Annotated in this window: 24 protein-coding genes and 3 pseudogenes; 7 read left to right on the top strand and 20 right to left on the bottom strand. The window is 31.6% G+C overall.

Annotated elements, in window-relative coordinates; genetic code table 11:
- Positions 1 to 99: 99 nt before the first annotated feature.
- Positions 100 to 786, bottom strand: coding sequence for a GNAT family N-acetyltransferase (locus SAMSHR1132_RS02070; protein WP_096001304.1), 687 nt, complete (start codon positions 784 to 786; stop codon positions 100 to 102).
- Between the two features lie 12 nt (positions 787 to 798).
- Between SAMSHR1132_RS02070 and SAMSHR1132_RS14200 the strand changes: the two are divergent.
- Positions 799 to 1,205, top strand: a pseudogene (locus SAMSHR1132_RS14200) (hypothetical protein).
- A 262-nt stretch (positions 1,206 to 1,467) separates the two neighbouring features.
- On the opposite strand, the gene SAMSHR1132_RS02060 reads toward SAMSHR1132_RS14200, so the two are convergent.
- The 3 genes from SAMSHR1132_RS02060 to SAMSHR1132_RS02050 form a co-directional block, all read right to left on the bottom strand.
- Positions 1,468 to 1,830 carry a DUF2294 domain-containing protein gene (locus SAMSHR1132_RS02060; RefSeq protein WP_000831497.1) on the bottom strand — a complete coding sequence of 121 codons (363 nt, stop codon included), beginning with the start codon at positions 1,828 to 1,830 and terminating at the stop codon, positions 1,468 to 1,470.
- Positions 1,831 to 1,984: 154 nt separating this feature from the next.
- Positions 1,985 to 4,696 (bottom strand): DUF2309 domain-containing protein, encoded by a 2,712-nt coding sequence (locus SAMSHR1132_RS02055; protein WP_000211522.1) that lies wholly within the window; start codon positions 4,694 to 4,696, stop codon positions 1,985 to 1,987.
- Positions 4,697 to 4,708: 12 nt separating this feature from the next.
- Positions 4,709 to 6,193, bottom strand: a complete 1,485-nt coding sequence (locus SAMSHR1132_RS02050; protein WP_000950176.1) for an NADH dehydrogenase subunit 5 — start codon at positions 6,191 to 6,193, stop codon at positions 4,709 to 4,711.
- Between the two features lie 518 nt (positions 6,194 to 6,711).
- On the opposite strand from SAMSHR1132_RS02050, the gene SAMSHR1132_RS14085 reads away from it, so the two are divergent.
- The 4 genes from SAMSHR1132_RS14085 (at position 6,712) to SAMSHR1132_RS14070 (ending at position 7,120) form a co-directional block, all read left to right on the top strand.
- Positions 6,712 to 6,777, top strand: coding sequence for a phenol-soluble modulin PSM-alpha-1 (locus SAMSHR1132_RS14085; protein ID WP_014373781.1), 66 nt, complete (start codon positions 6,712 to 6,714; stop codon positions 6,775 to 6,777).
- Positions 6,778 to 6,808: 31 nt separating this feature from the next.
- Entirely contained in the window at positions 6,809 to 6,874 is a 66-nt protein-coding gene (locus tag SAMSHR1132_RS14080; RefSeq protein WP_014373780.1) for a phenol-soluble modulin PSM-alpha-2, read from the top strand.
- A 51-nt stretch (positions 6,875 to 6,925) separates the two neighbouring features.
- The gene (locus SAMSHR1132_RS14075) at positions 6,926 to 6,994 is read left to right on the top strand and encodes a phenol-soluble modulin PSM-alpha-3 (RefSeq protein ID WP_014373779.1); all 69 of its coding nucleotides are present in this window, start codon (positions 6,926 to 6,928) and stop codon (positions 6,992 to 6,994) included.
- Between the two features lie 63 nt (positions 6,995 to 7,057).
- Positions 7,058 to 7,120: a phenol-soluble modulin PSM-alpha-4 gene (locus SAMSHR1132_RS14070; protein WP_014373778.1), complete on the top strand. Its 63-nt coding sequence runs from the start codon at positions 7,058 to 7,060 to the stop codon at positions 7,118 to 7,120.
- Between the two features lie 406 nt (positions 7,121 to 7,526).
- On the opposite strand, the gene SAMSHR1132_RS02045 is transcribed toward SAMSHR1132_RS14070, so the two are convergent.
- A complete protein-coding gene (locus tag SAMSHR1132_RS02045; protein WP_001062980.1) occupies positions 7,527 to 8,729 on the bottom strand; it encodes a GTP-binding protein in 1,203 nt (400 codons plus the stop codon).
- Between the two features lie 133 nt (positions 8,730 to 8,862).
- On the opposite strand from SAMSHR1132_RS02045, the gene SAMSHR1132_RS02040 reads away from it, so the two are divergent.
- Entirely contained in the window at positions 8,863 to 9,123 is a 261-nt protein-coding gene (locus tag SAMSHR1132_RS02040; RefSeq protein WP_072507918.1) for a hypothetical protein, read from the top strand.
- Positions 9,124 to 9,415: 292 nt separating this feature from the next.
- Here SAMSHR1132_RS02040 and SAMSHR1132_RS02035 read toward each other — a convergent pair.
- The 13 genes and pseudogenes from SAMSHR1132_RS02035 to SAMSHR1132_RS01980 form a co-directional block, all read right to left on the bottom strand.
- A pseudogene (locus tag SAMSHR1132_RS02035) lies at positions 9,416 to 9,653 on the bottom strand (hypothetical protein).
- Between the two features lie 102 nt (positions 9,654 to 9,755).
- Positions 9,756 to 9,875, bottom strand: a pseudogene (locus tag SAMSHR1132_RS13685) (tandem-type lipoprotein); the annotation flags it as partial.
- A 2-nt stretch (positions 9,876 to 9,877) separates the two neighbouring features.
- Complete coding sequence (locus SAMSHR1132_RS02030) at positions 9,878 to 10,678, bottom strand: tandem-type lipoprotein (protein WP_000455741.1); 801 nt, start codon at positions 10,676 to 10,678, stop codon at positions 9,878 to 9,880.
- A 32-nt stretch (positions 10,679 to 10,710) separates the two neighbouring features.
- Positions 10,711 to 11,505, bottom strand: a complete 795-nt coding sequence (locus SAMSHR1132_RS02025) for a tandem-type lipoprotein (RefSeq protein ID WP_072467298.1) — start codon at positions 11,503 to 11,505, stop codon at positions 10,711 to 10,713.
- A gap of 183 nt (positions 11,506 to 11,688) precedes the next feature.
- A complete protein-coding gene (locus SAMSHR1132_RS02020; RefSeq protein ID WP_000649615.1) occupies positions 11,689 to 12,465 on the bottom strand; it encodes a tandem-type lipoprotein in 777 nt (258 codons plus the stop codon).
- Between the two features lie 68 nt (positions 12,466 to 12,533).
- Positions 12,534 to 13,325: a tandem-type lipoprotein gene (locus tag SAMSHR1132_RS02015; RefSeq protein WP_000540320.1), complete on the bottom strand. Its 792-nt coding sequence runs from the start codon at positions 13,323 to 13,325 to the stop codon at positions 12,534 to 12,536.
- Positions 13,326 to 13,376: 51 nt separating this feature from the next.
- Positions 13,377 to 14,156 (bottom strand): tandem-type lipoprotein, encoded by a 780-nt coding sequence (locus SAMSHR1132_RS02010; protein WP_001256625.1) that lies wholly within the window; start codon positions 14,154 to 14,156, stop codon positions 13,377 to 13,379.
- Between the two features lie 18 nt (positions 14,157 to 14,174).
- Entirely contained in the window at positions 14,175 to 14,975 is an 801-nt protein-coding gene (locus tag SAMSHR1132_RS02005; RefSeq protein WP_014373775.1) for a tandem-type lipoprotein, read from the bottom strand.
- Positions 14,976 to 15,035: 60 nt separating this feature from the next.
- Positions 15,036 to 15,815, bottom strand: coding sequence for a tandem-type lipoprotein (locus SAMSHR1132_RS02000; protein WP_000540910.1), 780 nt, complete (start codon positions 15,813 to 15,815; stop codon positions 15,036 to 15,038).
- Positions 15,816 to 15,862: 47 nt separating this feature from the next.
- Positions 15,863 to 16,657: a tandem-type lipoprotein gene (locus SAMSHR1132_RS01995; protein WP_000540882.1), complete on the bottom strand. Its 795-nt coding sequence runs from the start codon at positions 16,655 to 16,657 to the stop codon at positions 15,863 to 15,865.
- A gap of 30 nt (positions 16,658 to 16,687) precedes the next feature.
- Positions 16,688 to 17,461, bottom strand: coding sequence for a tandem-type lipoprotein (locus SAMSHR1132_RS01990; RefSeq protein ID WP_042355860.1), 774 nt, complete (start codon positions 17,459 to 17,461; stop codon positions 16,688 to 16,690).
- 28 nt (positions 17,462 to 17,489) lie between these two features.
- Positions 17,490 to 18,275, bottom strand: a complete 786-nt coding sequence (locus tag SAMSHR1132_RS01985) for a tandem-type lipoprotein (RefSeq protein WP_000540883.1) — start codon at positions 18,273 to 18,275, stop codon at positions 17,490 to 17,492.
- A gap of 47 nt (positions 18,276 to 18,322) precedes the next feature.
- Entirely contained in the window at positions 18,323 to 19,105 is a 783-nt protein-coding gene (locus SAMSHR1132_RS01980) for a tandem-type lipoprotein (protein WP_042355858.1), read from the bottom strand.
- Positions 19,106 to 19,470: 365 nt separating this feature from the next.
- Between SAMSHR1132_RS01980 and spn the strand changes: the two genes are divergently transcribed.
- Positions 19,471 to 19,779 carry a myeloperoxidase inhibitor SPIN gene (spn, locus tag SAMSHR1132_RS01975; RefSeq protein ID WP_000669519.1) on the top strand — a complete coding sequence of 103 codons (309 nt, stop codon included), beginning with the start codon at positions 19,471 to 19,473 and terminating at the stop codon, positions 19,777 to 19,779.
- A gap of 106 nt (positions 19,780 to 19,885) precedes the next feature.
- Here spn and SAMSHR1132_RS01970 read toward each other — a convergent pair whose 3' ends face one another.
- Both SAMSHR1132_RS01970 and SAMSHR1132_RS01965 read right to left on the bottom strand, forming a co-directional pair.
- Entirely contained in the window at positions 19,886 to 21,391 is a 1,506-nt protein-coding gene (locus tag SAMSHR1132_RS01970) for an FKLRK protein (protein WP_001208889.1), read from the bottom strand.
- Between the two features lie 21 nt (positions 21,392 to 21,412).
- Entirely contained in the window at positions 21,413 to 22,105 is a 693-nt protein-coding gene (locus tag SAMSHR1132_RS01965; RefSeq protein WP_000769148.1) for a superantigen-like protein SSL11, read from the bottom strand.
- Positions 22,106 to 22,201 lie beyond the last annotated feature (96 nt).

The raw sequence follows: 22,201 nt of genomic DNA, 5'->3' as shown, positions 1-22,201 counted from the left end.
TTATAAATTCACATTAATTATAACTATTTCATCCATAATCAGTTCAGGACAATGGAAATATCATATTCAGTTGTAATATCGTAATATAATATTTCTTTTTCATGGATTTAATTTACTAAATTGATGACCATTACTGTCGAAATTACTAGGATCTAACCAAACTAGTAAACGTTCTTTAATTTCTGGCCACTCATCGTCAATCATGGCAAACCAAGCTGTATCTCTATTTCTACCTTTGTAAATAATAGCTTTTCTAAACAAACCTTCGTATGTGAATCCAAGTCTTAAAGCCGCCTTTTTAGAAGGACTATTCAAATTATCACATTTCCATTCATAACGTCGGTATTGAAGCGTTTCAAATACATATTGCGCTAATAAATATTGTGCTTCTGTTGCCATACGACTACGTTTTAACATGTGTGAATAATGTACATTACCTACTTCAATACTGCCGTGCATTGGATTCACCCTCATTAATGAAAGATAACCCACTGCTTTATTCGAATCTTTATTGATAATAGCATAATAGATATCTTCTTTGGCTATTAGTTCTAATATATAGGATGCAAATTTCTTTTGATCATGAATTGGTGATGCAAATAAGTATGTCCAAGAATCATCATATTCAGGTAATGCTAAACTTTGGTACAAATCCTCAATATGTTCAACATTTAGCTTTTGCAATATTACATAACGTCCATTCAATGTCTCTGCGGTAGGACTCTGAAACATGCCACTTTGTAAAACAGGTTCCCCTATAGGTTGATTAAATTCATTTTCCAATATGTTATCCCCTTAATGTTAAATCACTTTAATTTTCACTTTATCGACAATATCAAAATTATATACTTCATATTGTTATGTATATTGCAAATAAAACATTGTATAATTAGAAATAACAACATTTTGCTATTTTTAATATTGTACAATTCATATTTAATATACAGAGGGGGGTATGGCGTATCAATAGAGTAATATTTGTCTATATAGCATTAATTATTACATTAGTTCGATTCTTTACCCCTATTCATCCATCATTCTCCAATTTAATTTATTGGATTTTCATCTTATATCTAATCCCCATTATCTTATGCGTAATTGGTTTTAAAGCGGAAAAACTCATTGCGACAATGGTGATTATACCTAACTTTTTAGGTATCTTATATCGACTTTACGCTTATATCGTTCACATTATTTTCATGTGATACATGGATAAAGCATACAGTATATAAAACAAAAGTTCCACTGCTCCATACTAAGACACATATGGTAGTGAAACTTTTGCGTTTATATTCAATTGTTTATTATAATCAACTACACTTTTCACACATATAATTGTCATGTAACAATATGCTTATACAAATGAAACCTCAATGACATTACATTCAACAAGAATACATCATCATCTTCATATGCTTAAGATTTAGACAGCCTCTTACACTTTCGCAATGACCAATGACGTCACCACTAAATGTGCTTTTCCAAATTATCCTCAAGTTTGAATACGATAATACGTTCACCTGTAACTGTACTTAAATCACTATGAAAGCTCATGACTTTAATACCTGTAATTTTAAAGATAATTTCATTTAAATCTTGCTCACCTGATTCAACTAATTCAGAACGTGTGCGTTTAATATTTAATAAGCCTTCATTCGTGCTGCAAACACGATATTCTGCAGGCGTCAAAATACCTTGCAAACTAATTATTACCATGTCTCTTAAAATATCTGACTTCACTGACAAGGAACCTCTACCAAGGAAATCTTTTTCCCATTGTGTTATGGCTTTGCTAATTTCTGCTTCGATTTCACCTTTCGTTCTTTTCATATCACTAACTCCATTAATATTAAAATTGATTACTTAATTTGGCATCATCATCACGATGACATCTATCACATTAAGTTTATCATTTTTGGCTATTATAAAGAAGTTAGAACGTTACATACGCAATGAGATTCCAGACATTTCACACCACATCATTTTATTTTGAAATCCAATTTTTAAAATGACCTTCCTCATCGATACTCATTAAACGTAACCAGTGATTAGACATTTTTCTCGCAAAATGATCGTTACTTTCAAGCAGTCTAGCTACAACATAATCTGGTGCCTGAATAACGATAAGCAAGCGAATTGGCGAATGATGCATCGTTCGATCAGCAGCCATAACAGATTGCCATGATAATCCGTACATTAAATCACTAGCATTACCTTGCATTACACCAACACCTGAGGTAACCGTTTGCGTCGCTTTATTTCCACTTCCGTAAAAATGCGGAGCTACCGTCGACGCGTAATATTGCAGATTAATCCATTGTGCTACAAGTGCTGGACCAGAAATAATAGTATTCAACAGTGTTCCGTCTTCATCCTTATGCCAATCGTAATTATGTAAAAAAGTTCGACCTTCTAAATCAATACCTTTTGTCAATCGGCGTCTCCCTATAATAAATGATGCATTTTTAGCTAGACCCCATTCTGGACGTACCTCACTCCAATCACTTGCAAATCGTTCTGCTTCTTCCACTGGATGAGCGACATTACCAATCGTTGGCAATTTAGCTAAACGTTCACGATTCGCATGTTCAGAGATTAATGGCATTGCATCATTCAAAGCTTCATACGCATTTAACGCTTCAGGTGACAATGTATCTGGTTTGTATACCCATGCCAATGTATCTGTTGATGTATGATGTTCTGCTGCCGCAAAAACAGTTGACTCTGGAATAACTACACCAGATTGTTTTAACCCTTGTCTGACATTTGGGCGATTACATATTATCGCTAATAACTTGGCATTAAAACCGCTTGACGCACCACCACAGGCACCACATTCAAGTGATGCATGATGTGGATTATTGTGAGAATGACTGGCATGTCCTGCTAACACAACTAACGGCGCAAATGCTTCGGTTAAATCCATCAATTTCAACGCTTGTAACGCGAAATCAATTTGCTCTTGCTCTGTAAAACCTATAGGTAAATCTGACTTACGATCAAACTCTCGATCAACGGTTAACTTGGTTTCAGGTTTCTTTAACCATTTTTGTTTAATTTTTTGTAGTGACGCCCGACTTTTTCTAGGCATAATCGTATTGACAATTGTACTCAAACTTAAAAATGGACCACTTAATTCAGGCAATAACAAACTAGGCATGACATTATTTTTCATCAATTTAAATGTGTAAAACATCGAAGACATTGTCTGTTGTTGCTGGCGATAAACATTCATATCATAACGATCCGCAAATTCTTTAATGCGATATGCTGGCGGTACCATTACAGGTAATGAATCATGTTTAAATTGCTCATCGACAGCTTCTTTTTGAATAGGCAACCCAAAGAAACCGGCAATACCGATCGTTTCAAATGGTCCTGCCGCTTCAATATGTCTACGAAACGGTTCTGAACGGACATCTATACAAAATGCAATTTGCGCTTTCGTTGATGTATTCGACTGATTGGCATGCCCTTCATTTATTGCAGCTATTTGTGTAGAATCTCGCATTACTACATCTGACAGATTAGTTTGCTGATTTCTTTCAACACGTGTTTCTTTCGATTCCATTGTTCCATCAGTCATATTTTCACTATTTGCTTTAATTTTATGTTTTAATTGCGTTTCATAAGTCATTTCCCAGGCAATCAGCCATAAATTTTTAAATACATTCTGATTCATTGTCGTTGCAAAATGAATGAATTCTTGTATTTCATTTATATTATGTTGTAATAATACATCAATAGGCATATCACTGTAATAACACCACGATGCGATTGTTTCTTTGTACCAACTTTTTGAACGTGAAGCACTATCTTCACTTATTGATATAACATAATCTCCTACTACCAATTGTTCAATTACTAATCGAATCGCTAAATACTCTGTAAGTAATTGTTGTTCAAAGTGATGTTGTTGTGAACGGTAATATAACATACCTGCCCACCCCGGTAACGCCAAAAGATGTCCTTCAAAATAAGCTTGGTAATCCTCTTGCGCTATTGAAAAATGATTTAACACTGATTCTATAGTCACTTGTGGATTTCTCGGCAAATGTTTAATCATTTGACGTTGTTCTTTAGAAAAACTTCGATCATGTTGTGCTAAATGTAACCATGCATGATAAAAGCTTTGCTCACGCTTCGGCATTGTCCAACTTGATAAAAATTGATCAATATATAGCTTCGTCCATTTAATCATTTGTCGATTTACATGTTCGCTAAGTGGTTCACCTTGTTCATCTTTGACTGCATCACTAACAGGACGGACATTATATTGATGATAAGATTCAGACGTATCATGTACTGATTTTTCCAACAGCAAATCGACAACATTAGCATTTGATTGATTAATATACGATACTGGAACGTCTTCTAACGTTTTGATGTTATCAATATAACGTTTAATGTAATGTTGAGGAATATTGTAATGATGTTCAAGCAACATATCAGTTACTAGTTGATTAAAGATACTTTCGTCTAGTTCACCACGTTTTACAGCACTTTCAATTAACGCTTTATCAGGAAAAATATCCACATTTTTAAGTTCACGTAACCATTCAGCCACATCTTCAAATGTATCTGCTTCTAATCCTTCCCAGGGATTACGTGCAGCAAAAATTGAAATCGGTGATAACGGTGTAATAACACGTTTAGCATTTTCAATAACTTCATTTATATTTAACTGTGTTGTCATACACTTTACCTCCTATAAATACTTCTTCAAATAACTTGGATGACTTTCTATCGCTTTTGAACGTGCTTCACCTAAATTTACTAACCACACATATAACACTGCAAAAGCCGTAGAATATCGACGACGTGCAACCCAGATACTTAATAAACTACCAAAGATTAATATGACAACACTAATGATGACACTAATTGTAGGCGGTGTTGCCGCATGTGTTGTTATATTTTGTAATACATCGTAAAAATAATTATGTGTAATGATGTAAATGAATGTCACGATTGCAATCAAAATCATACCAACAAGACGCGCCATGCGCCCTTTACTAAATGCTACCATTTGGTTCCACGACACTAGTAATGACCAAGCTAGAATTAGCGCACTTAACACTTCATACGCACTTCTATCACTACTTACCCAAAATAAAAATGCCACAATAATAGCTAATATACGCCCAATGACAATCCAGCCATATGCATCTTTAGCCGAAGCTTGTTTAGGAATATTGAATCGCTTCACGATAGAACCCGACTGTAAAAATAACGTTGCTTTAAAGATACCATGCAGTAACAAATGAATGATTGCTGCTGAATAGACACCTAATGCACACTGAACTAACATAAAGCCCATTTGACTCATCGTAGAACCGACTAATTGTCGCTTATAGTCTACTTGGACCAAGCTAATACCAGAACCTAACAATACAGAAATGCTAGAAAGAATAAGTAATAATGATAAAGCAAAACCATTATCAAATATCGGTGCAAATCGAGTTAGAATAACCCCACCTGCGTTCACAATACCTGCATGCATAATTGCTGATACTGGCGTTGGTGCCGTTGCAGATTCGATTAGCCATCGATGAAATGGAAATTGTGCTGCTGGTATCATGACAGCTAATACAAGCAGTACATCAGTAATCAATGACCACATTGAGTTAGACATATGTTGTGGTACATGCCACTCTCCAGTCGCAATATAAATGGAAACAATTGCACCAACAAATGCAAGCCAACCACATAGAAATGTCATACTAGATAATTTGGCAGACTCACGCGGCACTTTCCAAAAACGATTAACGTTCATCAGCAATGTTAAACATAATAATGTCATTCCCCAGCACAGTGCCATCAGTCTTAAATCTGCAGACATCCATGCTAAAGATGCAAAAGAAGTAATTGCCGTAAACAACGGAAAGTAATGTCTATGATGATGATCACCTAATAAATATCGCATTGAAAACTTTTGAATAATAAAGCCTAGCGCCATTACAAAGCCAGCTAATAACCAAGATAATCGATCAATTTTAAAAGGTCCTAAGATATATTGACCATGAAAAACGAAAAAACCAATTACTGCAAATAAAACCGGCATTATTAATATGTATAAATGTAATTTAATATATTTAATTGGCATGGCTGGTACTAAAAGCAACAAGCCACTTATCAATGCAATGATAAGCGTAATAATAAATAGTGAAAATAGCAGTTGTAAACTTAACACTGCATAACCTCCTCATTTCCAATTCTTGCAAAATCGCTAATTTATAAAAATAAAAACCTACAATAGTAGATTCTGTACATAATTGCAGAAAATTTACTATTGCAGGTTTCAGTTTAACTAGGCAATGCAGCATGGTATGTTGATATACCTTGTTACATTGTTCTCTTTAAGCGTGCTTCCTTGCACATATGTATATGTCATGTTACTTCTGTCTGTTCAATTCACTTTTATAAAATGCATTGCCTAGACGAGACCTAACTTGTTATTCATTTTTAAACTTATAACTTAAAATATAATTAAATTTCTTCTTCATGTCAACTTCATGAGCTTATCTCTGTTAAATCAATGTTTGTAAAGCTTTTGTAAATGTACCTGTACAGTTAGGCAGTATTTCCCGTCCTTTTAAAATAAAAACATCGCAGTTATGATCATAACAATTCAAGTTAGGAAAAAAATCAATTACGCACAAGATAACTATGTACAATGAAGTTAACTCATAAGCAAAGGAGGTAATCTTAATGGGTATCATCGCTGGCATCATTAAAGTTATCAAAAGCTTAATCGAACAATTCACTGGTAAATAAGTTTTCATAACAAACAAAGGAGGTTTTTCAAATGGGTATCATTGCAGGAATCATTAAATTCATTAAAGGATTAATTGAGAAATTCACTGGTAAGTAAGTTATAAAAATCTCATAAACATGAAATCTTCATTTAAAGGGGGCCACTCACATGGAATTCGTAGCAAAATTATTCAAATTCTTTAAAGATTTACTAGGTAAATTTTTAGGAAATAACTAATAACCATTATTAATGAACATCAACTCATCACTATTTTCAAATAACATACAGGAGGACAAAACAATGGCTATTGTAGGTACAATTATTAAAATCATCAAAGCAATTATCGACATTTTCGTAAAATAATTTAAACGAATTGAATACTTAAAATTCTCAGGCCACTGTACCAATAGGGATGGTGGCTTTGCTTTGTGTTGTTTTATTTGTGAAGAGCGAGAACGCCACGACTTATACCATATGAATGAAATATTAATGGTTATGATAATCATCACTCGTTTTTATGATTGTATCTTCATTTGACGAATGGCGAGATTATGTCGTTACCTTCCATCGACACATACATAAAAAAGAGCCAAGACAAATACATGTCTCGACTCTATTGGATAAAATGCAAATTTCTGCTTTATCAAAACTATCACACTTTGCATAGATTGAAAACAAAAACATCTTCCAATCATCTAAACTTTTCATTATTTTCTATGAATAGCAAGCAACAAAGCTACAATTTAAAAATGATTATACTTTATTCAACTTAGCGTGCTGGTCTAATTTGCCATTGATATGGATCTTCAAATTGTTGCCAGTCTGCATCAATTTCTTGCGCGTTGACTAAACACGCATCGAGTTCTTTTGTTAATGTTCCTTCATCTAAATCCGTACCAATAATGACAAATTGCGTATGACGATCCCCATATTCTGGATCCCATTCAGCTGCGACGTCTTGACGTTCTGCTAATATTTGAGTTTGTTGCGCTTCAGACATACTAGCCACCCAATATGTTACTGGATGTATATTACAAGATGACCCTGCTTGAGATAATAAACATGCTACATGATTGTATTGTGCTAACCATACAATACCTTTTGAACGTACGATATTGCTCGGCATACTTTCTAACCAGTCATTAAACCTTTTAGCATGGAAAGGTAGACGACGTTTATATACAAACGACGATATGCCATACTCTTCTGTTTCAGGTGTATGCGATGCATGCCCACCAGACTCAAGTTCTTTGATCCATCCTGCTGACTCACTCGCTTTTTCAAAATCAAAACGCTGCGTATTTAAAACTTCTTTTAAATCTACTTCAGAATTTGTTGTCTTAATAATTTTAGCAGTCGGTTGCAATGCACTTAACACTTTTTCTAACTTCGCTAGTTCTTCTTCACTAATTAAATCAATTTTATTAATAATCAATACATCACAAAATTCAACTTGGTCAATTAATAAATCAGCAATCGAACGCTCATCTGTTTCATCAACATTTTGATCACGATCCATCAATAAATCTTCTGAGTTGATGTCATGAACGAAGCGGTTAGCATCAACAACTGTAACCATTGTATCTAAACGGCAAATCGCTGTAAGGTCAATGCCAAGTTCATCATCAATATATGAGAAAGTTTGTGCAACAGGTACTGGCTCTGAAATCCCTGTTGACTCAATAACAATTTGATCGATGCCACCTTTTTTCACTAAACGCTCTACTTCTTTTAATAAATCATCTCTAAGTGTACAACAGATACAACCGTTAGAAAGTTCGACTAATTTTTCATCTGTGCGCGATAGTCCCCCACCATCTGCGACAAGATCTTTATCGATATTCACTTCACTCATATCATTTACAATAACTGCGATACGTCGACCTTCACGATTTTGTAAAATATGATTTAACAACGTTGTTTTCCCCGAGCCTAAATAACCACTTAATACCGTAACTGGAATTTTAGCCATATATATATACCCTCACTTCAATTTATTTGTTTCGTCCATCTGCAAATAGGAATAATTCCGTTTTAAATTATATAGGAGCGTTTCATCTTTCGCAATCTTCGATAATAAAAAAATAGTATACTTAATTAAATTATTGAGCACTTTACTTTATAATGGAGACAAAGATATATCTCACGAAAGAGAATCGAGGTGTATAAACATGTTATTTGTTATTTTAGCTTTATATATTATTGGCATTACATTTATTCTACTGAGTGTTTTTGGTTCTAAGACGGAAGGTTTATCTACGAAACATACTTTATATACAATCGGCAGTGCTATTATAACGATTGCTATTTTCATTTCAATTGGCTATGCCATTCAATACTTAACTGCAGCGCTTTATGGTTTGTAAGGTGAGGATGATTTATGGCGGGTAGTTCGGGAGAGCTTAACTTGCATTGATTTCGACAAAGTGGTCATAGCTTTTGGAACTTGAGGATTTTTATTGTTGCTGTTACGAATGTGGTTATGTTTAATGCGGGACAGTGATTTAAGTTACGTTTTTACAATTGTAAGTGTGATATTTCGATTAAGATAGCGTTACTTTATATGGGGTTAAAGTTAATTAAGAAGAAGCGGCCAAATATCAGTTGTGGTTATGCACTGAAACATTGGTCGCTTCATTTAGTGATACGGTATGTAGCTTAGCTATTAATTTTTTTCAAATCATCCTTAATACTGTCTATCTCAGACATGGCACTTTTAACCCAATCTCCTTGAGCTGCGCCTTTAAAATTAGCTTTAAAAGCTTCGCAATGCTGCGCCATTTGTTCAATTAATACTTTTTCTTCACCTTTTAATCCGTTTTCAATATCTTTATATTTATGCTTATGTTCAGATGCAATAACTGTGCGAATGTTTTTTTTGATGCTTCTTCTCCATTGACTTTATACCAGGTTCTATAAGTGGTCCTATAAGGGGTTCAATAAATGGACTCATTTAATCGCCTCCAAATTATCAATCACTTAGTTTATCTAACTGCAAACTCTTTTTGATTTGTGTTTCTTTCGAATCTCTAGTGATCTTATTACCACCACAAGATGTCACAAAAATGATTAAAATCAATAGACTTATGCACAATCCAATCCTTTTTATAGACTTTATTGTTACACACCATCTTCATCCACCTTCGCCGGCTGGAAATTTAAAGAATCTATTACTGACAAATCGCTTTTTTCACCTTTTGAAAAGTCAATTTCCAACTTTTTATAACCCACAGAACTTCCTTTCAAATTACCATCAATATGCATTTTTAATACCGGTGCTTTATCAGTAGGGATATTATAACGACTTCTTAATTCCTTAACCATTTCATCTTTATTACTCATTTTATATTTCACGTCATAACTTGGAACATTCCAATTAATTGAAACGTCGCCGTTGTTGTAACTTTTCAACTCCTCAAGATTTGAATATTGTCCGAAAAATTTAAAGTTTTCTATTCTCTTTTTTAGATTTGGATCTTCTACTTTATCTAATAAAACGATTTTATTATTTTTCATTTCAACTTTATATTTTTTTCTGTCCGGGAATTTGCCCTTATCATAAAATGTCTTAACAAAATAATGTCCCTTTGCTGTCCGTGTATTTCTATCTAAGTATAAGACCATACCTTCATTACTCAATTCACCTTGTTTATTACTTTTGGCGAAATCTGTATATATCGTCCACATCCCTTTATCCCCCTTTTTAAATTCGCCATCTCGGTATCCTTCTTTGTCGTATAAATCCTCGAGATTCTTAATTGGATACATATCTAATGTTTTCTCAAAGCTCTTTTTGATTTGTGTTTCTTTTTGATCTTCTTTTGATTTTTCTGCAGTATCGCTTGAACTATCACACCCTATTATAAAAACACTCAAAACTAGAATGCTTATGAACAATACAAGCCTTTTTATATATTCCATTTTTTTCACACCCTAATATTTCCTTATCGATACTATTTTCTCGCTGGCTTATAACTTAAATAATCAATGACTGATATATCTCTATCTTCTTTTGAAAAGTCTATTTCTAACCTTTTGTATCCAACGGAGCTGCCTTTTAAGTCCCCATCAATATGCATTTTAAGTATTGGCGCTTTATCATTAGGAATGCTATAACGATTTCTTAATTGCTTAACATTTTCATCTTTATTACTCATTTTATATTCCACATCATAACTAGGAACATTACTATTAATTGAAACATCACCATTGTTGTAATTTTTTAAATCTTTGAAATTAGCATACTGACCGAAAAACTTAAAATTCTCTATTCTTTCTTTAAGATTTTGATCTTCAACTTTGTCTAATAAAATAATTTTATTATTTTTCATTTCAACTTTATAATTTTTTCTATCAGAAAGTTTATCATTTTCATAAAATGTCTTAACAAAATAATATCCCTTAGCTGTCCGAGTGTTTCTATCTAAGTGTAAAACCATACCTTCATTACTTAATTCGTCTGCTTTGTTACTTTTGGCAAAATCTGTATATATCGTCCACATACCTTTATCGCCCTTTTTAAATTCTCCATCTCGATATCCCTCTTTGTCGTATAAATCCTCTAGGTTCTTGATTGGATACATATCTAATGTTTTCGCAAAGCTCTTTTTGATTTGTGTTTCTTTTGAATCTGTTTTATTTGTTTGTTCTTCTTTTTTCTGTTCATCTTTCATATTTCGACATCCAACAATAAAAATGATTAAAAGTAATACACTCATGTACAAAGCCATTCTTTTTATATACCCCATCATTTCACATCTCTCTGCTTTAATTTTTTATAAATATTTGTATGGTTCATACAACCTGTTAAAATAGTAATTTTTCTACTATTATGTCATCAAACAAAACTGAATATATGAATTTAATACAGAATGTTAATTTAACTTTATCATTAAATATTCTAACTACAATTTTTATAAAACTAATTATAGTTATTTATCCTTAGTTGGATTGAAATTGATACTATCTGTGAAGTAAATGTTTTCTTCCTTGTTTTCAACAAAGGTAAATTCAATATTTTTATATCCGACTGAGGATCCTTTTAAATTACCTGAACCTTTCAATAATAATTTAGGCGCCTTTTTCGTCGGGATATTATATCGCTTACGTAGTTGTTCTACATTATGATCACTGTTTTTCAATTGATATTGTGCAGAGTATATTGGTACTTCTGGGTTATATGTCACTTCACCGTCTTTATAGTTTTCCAATTCTTCAAAATTCCCATATTGTACAAAGAATTTAAATTCTTCAATTTCTTTATTTACTTTTTCGTCATCGATTGGTTTTAATGGAATAATTTTATTATTTTCAATTTTGACTGGGTATTTTCGTTCATCACTATATACCTTGCCCTCACTGTCTTCTTTAATTATCCTAACAAAATACTCACCTGTAGTTGTTCTAGTATTTCTATTTAAACGTACGACCATACCTTTGGATTCCATATTTTCATCTTTTAATTCTGTTGTCATTTCAGATCTAATAACCCAAGTACCTTTGTCGTCTTTTTTAAATTCTCCATCTCGATATCCCTCTTTATCATAAAAGTCTTCCAGATTTTCAGTAGGATACATATCTAACGTTTTCGCAAAGCTCTTTTTGATTTGTGTTTCTTTTGAATCTTTGTCATCATTATTACTTTCGCATCCTGTGATTAATACGATTAAAATTAATATAAACAAATATAATTTCTGAAAGCACTTCATCTTGTCACATCTCTTTGCACATTTTTGATATTTGATCATTTCATCAAACCACACATTGTAATTTAATTTTACTTACTTGGTATGAATTCAACACTATCGTTAAAATAAATATTCTCACCTTTTCTTTCAACAAATGTAAATTCAATATCTTTTTGACCAACTGAGGAACCTTTTAAATCCCCACCACTTTTTAAAAGTAACTTAGGCGCTTCTTTTGTTGAAATGTCATATTTTTTACGTAGTTGCCTTACATTGTAATCGTCGTTTTGTAATTGATATTTAGCCGAATAAATTGGTGCTTCAGGATTATATGAAAACTCACCATTTTTGTATTTTTCAAAATTTTTAAAGTTCCCATATTGAACAAAAAACTTGAAGTTTTCAATTTCTTTTTTTATTTTCTCGTCATTAATTTGTTCAGTAGGAATAATTTTATTTCCTACCATTTTCACTTCATATTTTTCTTCCTTATCTTTATTTACACGATTATTATTTTCACTTATTTCTTTCAAAACAAAGAAACCTTTGGCTGTTTTGGTATTTCTATTAATATATAATTGCATACCTCTTGTTTTCATTACTTTGCCCTTTGGCTGTTTAACTATTTCAGATCTAATTAGCCAAGTACCTTTATCATCTTTTTTAAATTCTCCATCTCGATATCCCTCTTTATCATAAAAGTCTTCCAGATTTTCAGTAGGATACATATCTAACGTTTTCGCAAAACTCTTTTTGATTTGTTCTTCTTTTGAATCTTCTTTTGGCTTTTCTGAAGTATCGTTTGATTTATTGCAACCTATTATAAAAACACTCACAACCATAACAATTATGTAAAGTACAACTCTTTTAAAATATCCCATCTTTTCACTTCTCTCTTGTTTTAAATTAGTTTATGCCCCTGGTTTTATTTACTATTTACTGTGTGATGGACCGAAGTTCAAAAAATCACTCATAAAAGTCTCATCATCTTTATCCTTAGAAAATGTGTATTCTATCTGTTTATATCCAACTGAGCTACCTTTAATATCGCCGTCTATATGCAGTTTTAATATTGGAGACTGCTTGGTTGTAATTGGGTAATGTTCTCTAAGTTTTTTTACATTTCCATCACTATTATTCCTTTTGTACTCGGCTTCATAATAAGGAACATTTTCATTGCTAGATATTCTTCCATTTTTATAATTTTTCAAGTCTTTAAAATCGGCATATTGCCCGAAAAATTTGAAATTTTCTATTTTATGTTTAAGATTTTCATCTTCTACTTTATCTAAAAGTACTATCTTATTATTTTTAAATTCAACACGGTAATTTTTTTCGTGTGTCAACTTATCCACTTCATCATAAGTTGTTCTTACAGTATAATATCCTGTTGCTGTCCTCGTATTTCTATTAAAATGTAGTACCATACCTTCGCTATTCATTTCACCTTGTTTGTTGCTTTTAGCAAAATCTGTTGATATCGTCCATGTACCCTTATCGCCCTTTTTAAATTCCCCATCACGATACCCTTCTTTATCATATAGGTCCTCGAGATTTTTAATTGGGTACATATCTAACGTTTTCGCAAAGCTTTTTTTGATTTGTTCTTCTTTCGAATCTCCAGTGATCTTATTACCACCACAGCAAGATGTTACAAAAATGATTAGAATCAACAGGCTTATGCACAATATAATCCTTTTTATAGACCTCAATGTTTCACACCATCCTTATCATTCATCATCTTTATTAGTTTTCGCTGGCTGGTAATCCAAAGAATCTATTACTGATAAATGGCTATTTTCGCGTTTTGAAAAATCAATTTCTAACTTTCTATATCCAACAGAACTTCCTTTCAAATTACCATCAATATGCATTTTTAATACCGGTGCTTTATCAGTAGGAATATTATAACGACTTCTTAATTGCTTAACATTTTCATCTTTATTACTCATTTTATATTTCACGTCATAGCTTGGAACATTCTCATTAATTGAGACATCACCATTGTTGTAACTTTTCAAACTCTTGAAATCGGCATATTGTCCGAAAAATTTAAAGTTTTCAATTCTTTCTTTAAGTTTTTGATCTTCCACCTTGTCTAATAAAATAATTTTATTGTTTTTCATTTCAACTTTATAATTTTTACTATAAGAATTTTCATGATTGTCATATATAGTATCTACAAAATAATATCCCTTGGCCGTCCGTGTATTTCTATCCAAATTTAAAACCATACCTTCATTATCTAATACACCTGATCTATTATTTTTGGCGAAATCTGTGTATATCGTCCACATACCTTTATCGCCCTTTTTAAATTCGCCATCTCGATATCCTTCTTTATCATATAAATCCTCGAGATTCTTAATAGGGTACATATCTAACGTTTTCGCAAAGCTCTTTTTGATTTGGTCTTCTTTTGAGTCTTCTTTTGGTTTTTTTGCGGTATCGCTTGAACTATTACACCCTATTATAAAAATGCTCAAAGCCATAATACTTATGTACAATGCGACTCTCTTTAAAAATCTCATTTCTCCACTTCTCTCTATCATGTTAATATTTGTTGAACACTATCAACCTTTGTGTTATTTTTAGTCACTTGGAATTAAGTTTAATCCATCTGAAAAATATATGTTTTCTTTTTTATTTTCTAGGAATATAAATTCAATTTCCTTATATCCAACTGAAGACCCTTTCAAATCCCCCGAACCTTTCAACAACAATTCGGGCGCCTTTTCTGTTGGAATATCATATCTTTTGCGTAATTCTTTAACATTATAATCATCATTTTTCAGTTGATATTTCGCTGAATAAATAGGAGCTTCAGAATTGTAGGAAATGTCACCATTTTCATAATTCTCTATTCCTTTAAAACTTCCATATTGCACAAAAAACTTAAAATTTTCAATTTCCTTTTTCAACTTTTCATCTTTTATTTCCTCAGTTGGAATAATCTTATTGTTTTTCATTTTCACAGGATACTTTTTTTCTGTTTCTCTTTCATCAAGACTTTTTCTTGAATCTATCTCTTCTATTGAAAAATAACCGGTTGTGGTCCTAGTATTTCTATTCATGTATAATATCATGCCTCTTGAAGTTAAACTCTTACCTTTTGGTTGAATTATCATTTCAGATCTAACAACCCACGTCCCTTTGTCTCCCTTTTTAAATTCGCCATCTCGATATCCTTCTTTGTCATATAAATCCTCGAGATTCTTAATTGGGTACATATCTAATGTTTTTGCAAAGCTCTTTTTGATTTGGTCTTCTTTTGAGTCTTCTTTTATTTCATTATCTTTGCCACAACCTGCTATAACAACTATTAAAATAAAAGTACTTATGTACAATCCAATCCTTTTTAAATACCCCATCTTTTCACGTCTCTCTGTTTTAGAATTATTTCTACATCTAATTATCTTTAGCTATCTTCATCAGATGGTCCAAAATTCACAAAATCTCTTACAGCTGTTTCTTCGTCTTTTACTTTTGAAAAATTATATTCTATATTTTTGTATCCAATTGAACTTCCTTTTATGTCACCATCTATATGTAATTTCAATACTGGAGATTTTTTTGTTGTAATTGGATAAACTTCTCTAAGTTTTTTTACATTTTCATCACTATTATTCAATTTAAATTCTGCTTCATAGCTCGGTACATTTTCATTAGTTGTTATACTTCCATCTTGATATTTTTTTAAATCTTTAAAATCCGCATACTGACTAAGAAATTTAAAATTTTCAATTTTTTGTTTAAATTTTTCGTCTTCTACATTATCCAAAAGAACTATTTTATTATTTTTAAGTTCAACATGATATTTTTTTTGATGGTCTTTTTCATTAAATTCATCATGAACTTTGCTTATGTAATAATATCCTGTTGCTTTCTTTGTATTTCTATTAAGAAATAAAACCATACCTTCGTCATCTATCTCGCCTGGTTTGTTACTTTTAGCAAAACTTGTGAGTAAAGTCCAAGTCCCCTTATCGCCTTTTTTAAATTCGCCATCTCGATATCCTTCTTTGTCATATAAATCCTCAAGATTCTTAATTGGATACATGTCTAATGTTTTCGCAAAACTCTTTTTGATTTGTTCTTCTTTTGAATTTTCTTTTGCTTTTTCCGCAGTATCGCTTGAACTATCACAACCTATTATAAAAATGCTCAAAATAATAACACTTATGAACAGTGCAAGCTTTTTTAGATATCCCATTTTTTCACACCCTAATATTCCTTATCAATACTATTTTTTCGCTGGTTTATAACTTAAAAATTCAATGACTGATAATTTGCTGTTTTCACGTTTTGAAAAGTCAATTTCTAACTTTCTATAACCTACAGAACTACCTTTCAGGTCCCCATCAATATGCATTTTTAATATAGGTGATTTTTCAGTTGAAATATTATAACGACTTCTTAATTCCTTAACTATTTCATCTTTATTGCTCATTTTGTATTCAACATCATAACTAGGAACATTTTCATTAATTGAAACATCAGCATTATTATATTTTTTCAATTCTTTAAGATTTGCATATTGACCGAAAAATTTAAAGTTTTCTATTTTCTGCTTGAGCTTATCATCTTTTACTTCATCTAATAAAATAATCTTATTATTTTTCATTTCAATTTTATAATTCTTTTCATCTGGTAGTTTACCATTCCGGTAAAATGTAGTAACAAAATAATGGCCTTTAGCGGTTCTAGTATTCCTATCCAGATTTAAAACCATACCTTCATCATTCAATTCACCCGGTTTATTACTTTTGGCGAAATCTGTATATATCGTCCACATCCCTTTGTCACCTTTTTTAAATTCGCCATCTCGATACCCTTCTTTGTCATATAAATCCTCGAGATTCTTAATTGGGTACATATCTAACGTTTTCGCAAAGCTCTTTTTGATTTGTGTTTCTTTTGAATCTTCAGGAGTGTCAGATACGCCACTGCAACCTGACACTAATAGAATTAAGACCGACGTACCTATACACAACGCGCATTGCCTAAAATTATTCATTGTTCCGTATCCCCTTTTTTCATCATAGTTAATAGTCCTCACTTGGGGTAAACTCCAAACTATCAGTAAAAAATACATTCTCTTCTTGATTCTCAACGAAGGTAAACTCAATGTCCTTATGTCCGATTGATGAACCTTTTAAATCTCCAGTACCTTTCAACAACAATTTAGGAGCTTTTTTAGTTTGAATATCATACCTTTTTCGTAATTGTTGAACGTTATAATCATCATTACTTAATTGAAATTTAGCAGAATATGTAGGTGCTTCTGAGTTATATGAATAGTCACCATCTTTATATTTTTTTAATCCTTTAAAATCACCATATTGTGAGAAAAACTTAAAGTTTTCAATTTCTTTTTTTATGCCTTCGTCATTAATTGGCCCAATCGGTATTATTTTATTATTTTCCATCTTTACTGGATAACGCTTTTCTTTATCTTCTGTCTTTTTTAATGTATCGTTACTTATTGCATCTACAATAAAATATCCTTTTGCCGTTCTTGTATTTCTATTTAAAAATAGATACATACCTCTTGATTCCATAATTTTACCTTTTGGCTGTTTAACCATTGCTGAACTGATAACCCACGTCCCTTTGTCTCCCTTTTTAAATTCGCCATCACGGTAGCCTTCTTTGTCATATAAATCCTCAAGATTTTTGATTGGGTACATTTCTAACGTTTTCGCAAAGCTCTTTTTGATTTGTGTTTCTTTTGATTTTTCTACAGTATTACTTGATTTATCACAACCTATTATAAAAACACTCATAACCATAATAACTATGTACAATCCAAGTTTTTTTAAATAACCCATCTTTTCACGTCTCTCTGTTTTAGAATTATTTCTACATCTAATTATCTTTAGCTATCTTCATCAGACGGTCCAAAATTCAAATACTCTCTTAATGTTGTCTCTTGACCTTTAACTTTTGAAAATTTATATTCTATTTTTTTATATCCAATTGAACTTCCTTTTATATCACCATCTATATGTAACTTTAATATTGGAGCCTTTTTTATTGTAATTGGATAAACTTCTCTAAGTTTTTTTACATTACTATCACTATTTTCCATTTTGTATTCTGCTTCATAGCTCGGTACATTTTCATTAGTTGTTATACTTCCATCTCGATAATTTTTTAAATCTTTAAAATCGGCATACTGACTAAAAAATTTAAAATTTTCAATTTTTTGTTTAAGGTTTTCGTCTTCTACATTATCCAAAAGAACAATCTTATTATTTTTAAGTTCAACACGGTATTTTTTCTCATTCTGATTTTTGCTAATATCATCATAAATTTTATTTACAAAATAATAACCTGTTGCCTTTTTGGTATTTCTATTTAGATATAGCACCATGCCTTCATCATCTATTACTCCTGGTTTGTTACTTTTAGCAAAACTTGTGAGTAAAGTCCAAGTCCCCTTATCGCCCTTTTTAAATTCACCATCTCGATATCCTTCTTTGTCGTATAAGTCCTCGAGATTCTTAATTGGATACATGTCTAATATTTTCGCAAAACTCTTTTTGATTTGTTCTTCTTTTGAACCTTCTTTTGTATCATCACCTTTGCCACAACCTGCTATAACAACTATTAAAATTAAGATACTTACGTACATTCCAACCCTTTTTAAATATCCCATCGTTTCACGTCTCTCTGTTTTATACTTCATTTATATTCTCTTTTCATATAAATAATTAATTATTTTGTATATTTCTCTTTTACGTTACCAAAATATACATATACAATCAATTTAATTTCTTAATTAAATTTGTACTTATTATTATGTTGCATTATTTTTTATTATTGTTTCATTTGATTTAAAATATCTTCGAAATCTACTTATAAATACGAAGGGACATAAGCATTACACTAAAGATTAATTGCATTTTAACAATATTTGTCACTTTAACCATTTATTAAAAATTATTAAATCGACTTAATAAACGTAATTTTCTTAATATTCAGTGTTATGATGGAGTTACAATTTTTAGAGGAGTGATAGATATGAAATTTAAAAAGGTTTTAGTAGCTACGGCAATGGTAGGTGTATTAGCAACTGGCGTTGTTGGATATGGTAATCAAGCAGATGCGAAAGTTTATTCTCAAAATGGGCTCGTACTACATGATGATGCAAACTTCTTAGAACACGAATTAAGCTATATCGATGTGTTATTAGATAAGAATGCTGACCAAGCTACAAAAGACAACTTAAGATCATACTTCGCCGATAAAGGACTACATTCAATCAAAGACATTATCAACAAAGCTAAGCAAGACGGCTTTGATGTTTCAAAATATGAACACGTAAAATAAATTCACTAATGCTTTGTAACGAAGCACAAAAAACAGCTCAATGACGTTGAAGTCAGTGATTAACTCACTAATTTCATTACATCATTAAGCTGTTTTATTTAATTAATTATTTTTCTAATTTTGGTGTTGTACGTTCAACTTTCTTTTCACCTAATGGATAGAACCAAGTAATCGGGAATCCATTAGTATCGTAGCCAACAATTTTATCACCATGTAATTTATGATATGCAGGTGTGTTTTCCATTCTTTCATCAAACTCACGATCTGCTTTTTCTTCAGGAGATTCATAAATATCTATGTTTTTAGAAACAAACCCTTTATGTAATAGCTCACCTGTAATCGGATCAACTACCGTAAAGTTTAGTGTTTCCCCATTTTGTAATCTAAATCCGGCTTGATCTACATCAAAGCTGAATTCACCTTTTTCATCGACTTGCAAATCAGGGAATTCTTGACCTTCACCTAGTTCAGAGTCTACCTTCACAACTGCATTTGCGAATTTAGTCTTCCCTTTAATTACTTTAGTACCTTCTTTATCAAGAATACCTTTACCTTTTTCTGTATGATATAAGCTTCCGTAAATTTCATCTACATGTAAATCTTCTTTAACATCTTTCAAGATTTTTACTTTGTTAACTTTAGTATGGTCGTATTTAGTTTCTGCTTTATCAATATCTTCTAAACTTGTTACTTTAGTTTTAAAAATTAAAGGTTTTAATGCTTCGTCTTCTTCATCATCAGGTGCAAATGTTAATGAAATATCATTACCTTCTTTTAACTCTAAGTTATCGAATCGTTTTGTTTTGAAGTCAAAGTTAAAGTAACCTTTGTCATCAATAGGCATCCAGATACCCTCTGATCCAGATTTCGCTTCTTCTTTATTTGGACCACCATTAGCATTTGTTTCAAAGTTAATAAATTTATTATTAATAGATAGCGCAACTTTACCTTTTACAGAAGTATGGCCTTTAATAATACCTGAACCTTCAGTAATAGGTTCAATGAAAACTTGATGGTGTCCACTTTCCTCTTTTAATCGTTCTTTTGGTATTTCATACGCTTTTTCATAGCGTGGTATTGTATATTTAGCCTTAGCATCTGAACTTTCTTCCTCAACACTTGCTTTTTCAGTTGTAGCTTCTTCTAATTCTTCATCCTCTTCATCTTCACCTAAATTTGGATCTGATGAAGACACTTCAATTTCTTGATTATGAACTATCTTACGATCTTTAAGTGGATACTCGAATCTTCCATTTTCATCAGCAAATACTAAATCACTGCTTCCTCCATCTACTGAATCAGCACTTTTTCCGTCTATATTCATTAGAATAATATGGCTCGGTAATGTAGTCCCTGTGACTTTTTGATCACCTGGTTTAATAGAATCCAATGTAACAAAATTCTTTTTCGTTTCATCTGAACTTGCTTCTTTATTATTTTGAACAGGTTGCGCTACATCTTTAGTTTCTTGAATTGTATTTACCTTTTGGTTTCCAGCAGTTTTGCTAGTTTCTGATGCTTCTGCTTGTTCGTTTGTCATGATATATAACATAGTAATTGCAACTGATACTAAACCGACTTTCATTTTACGTAATTTAAAGTTTTCCCTCATGATTTACTCCCTCGAATAATTTTATAAATTCACTTCAATTTTCTCTATATTTCTACCATTAATAACATCGCCCATACGGTGCTCTTGTAATTTTTTATTTAATTCAAATGTATAATATCCGCCATCTTTCATAGTAATTCTAATTTTACTGTCTTTAGGTTCTGTCTTATAAAGATCATGTTTATCAATTAAATGCTTTCTTAATTTAAAATCTAATTCTTTTAATGAGATATTCTCTTTACCTATACTGTAATAAGATGAAGTTACAGTTTCAGCATTACTACTAATTTTTTTAGTTATTTGCATGTTCACGCTTTTGACATTATCTATGTTATCTTGACTATTTGTCTTTGTTATCCCACCTATAGAAAAAGTATTCCCTGATTTATCAGAATTTTCTCTAACTACAAATACATCAACATTAGATACTACATCTTCATCATTAAATTCAAGGTTTTCTTTTCCAGTTAACTTAACACTAACTTGTTGCATATTCGGAGTAAATATTACTTTGTCTTCCTCTTTATAGCCACTTATATTTTTATGACTGAACGTTGGTCCATTATAATAATCTTTTAAGTCTTTTGTATTTTTGGTTATAATCGACAACCTGCTACTTTCACTTGCTTTTACTGGCTGAGCAGTAGTTGTAATCATCCCTGTTGTTAAAATCCCTAGTGCTAAACTTGCTTTAGCAATATTTTTTAATTTCATAATTCTATGCTCCCAATTTTTAGTCTATTTGATTTATTCTATTACACAATACGAACAATCCTCATTCATTATAATGAGCAACGGTCGTGCTTCACA

It is taken from the genome of Staphylococcus argenteus (assembly GCF_000236925.1).
Lineage (GTDB): Bacteria > Bacillota > Bacilli > Staphylococcales > Staphylococcaceae > Staphylococcus > Staphylococcus argenteus.
Note: the sequence above shows the minus strand (reverse complement) of the source record. Positions and strands in the feature narration are given on the sequence as shown.

Excerpts from the sequence above, each read along its gene's own strand:
- SAMSHR1132_RS01995 (WP_000540882.1), bottom strand. The coding sequence starts at position 16,657 with ATGGGATATCTAAAAAAGCTTGCACTGTTCATAAGTGTTATTATTTTG.
- SAMSHR1132_RS02005 (WP_014373775.1), bottom strand. The coding sequence starts at position 14,975 with ATGAGATTTTTAAAGAGAGTCGCATTGTACATAAGTATTATGGCTTTG.
- SAMSHR1132_RS01980 (WP_042355858.1), bottom strand. The coding sequence starts at position 19,105 with ATGGGATATTTAAAAAGGGTTGGAATGTACGTAAGTATCTTAATTTTA.
- SAMSHR1132_RS02020 (WP_000649615.1), bottom strand. The coding sequence starts at position 12,465 with ATGAAGTGCTTTCAGAAATTATATTTGTTTATATTAATTTTAATCGTA.
- SAMSHR1132_RS01965 (WP_000769148.1), bottom strand. The coding sequence starts at position 22,105 with ATGAAATTAAAAAATATTGCTAAAGCAAGTTTAGCACTAGGGATTTTA.
- SAMSHR1132_RS02045 (WP_001062980.1), bottom strand. The coding sequence starts at position 8,729 with ATGGCTAAAATTCCAGTTACGGTATTAAGTGGTTATTTAGGCTCGGGG.
- SAMSHR1132_RS01990 (WP_042355860.1), bottom strand. The coding sequence starts at position 17,461 with ATGAATAATTTTAGGCAATGCGCGTTGTGTATAGGTACGTCGGTCTTA.
- SAMSHR1132_RS02000 (WP_000540910.1), bottom strand. The coding sequence starts at position 15,815 with ATGGGGTATTTAAAAAGGATTGGATTGTACATAAGTACTTTTATTTTA.
- SAMSHR1132_RS01970 (WP_001208889.1), bottom strand. The coding sequence starts at position 21,391 with ATGAGGGAAAACTTTAAATTACGTAAAATGAAAGTCGGTTTAGTATCA.
- spn (WP_000669519.1), top strand. The coding sequence starts at position 19,471 with ATGAAATTTAAAAAGGTTTTAGTAGCTACGGCAATGGTAGGTGTATTA.
- SAMSHR1132_RS02060 (WP_000831497.1), bottom strand. The coding sequence starts at position 1,830 with ATGAAAAGAACGAAAGGTGAAATCGAAGCAGAAATTAGCAAAGCCATA.
- SAMSHR1132_RS01985 (WP_000540883.1), bottom strand. The coding sequence starts at position 18,275 with ATGGGTTATTTAAAAAAACTTGGATTGTACATAGTTATTATGGTTATG.
- SAMSHR1132_RS02025 (WP_072467298.1), bottom strand. The coding sequence starts at position 11,505 with ATGGGGTATATAAAAAGAATGGCTTTGTACATGAGTGTATTACTTTTA.
- SAMSHR1132_RS02015 (WP_000540320.1), bottom strand. The coding sequence starts at position 13,325 with ATGGGATATTTTAAAAGAGTTGTACTTTACATAATTGTTATGGTTGTG.
- SAMSHR1132_RS02055 (WP_000211522.1), bottom strand. The coding sequence starts at position 4,696 with ATGACAACACAGTTAAATATAAATGAAGTTATTGAAAATGCTAAACGT.
- SAMSHR1132_RS02030 (WP_000455741.1), bottom strand. The coding sequence starts at position 10,678 with ATGGAATATATAAAAAGGCTTGTATTGTTCATAAGCATTCTAGTTTTG.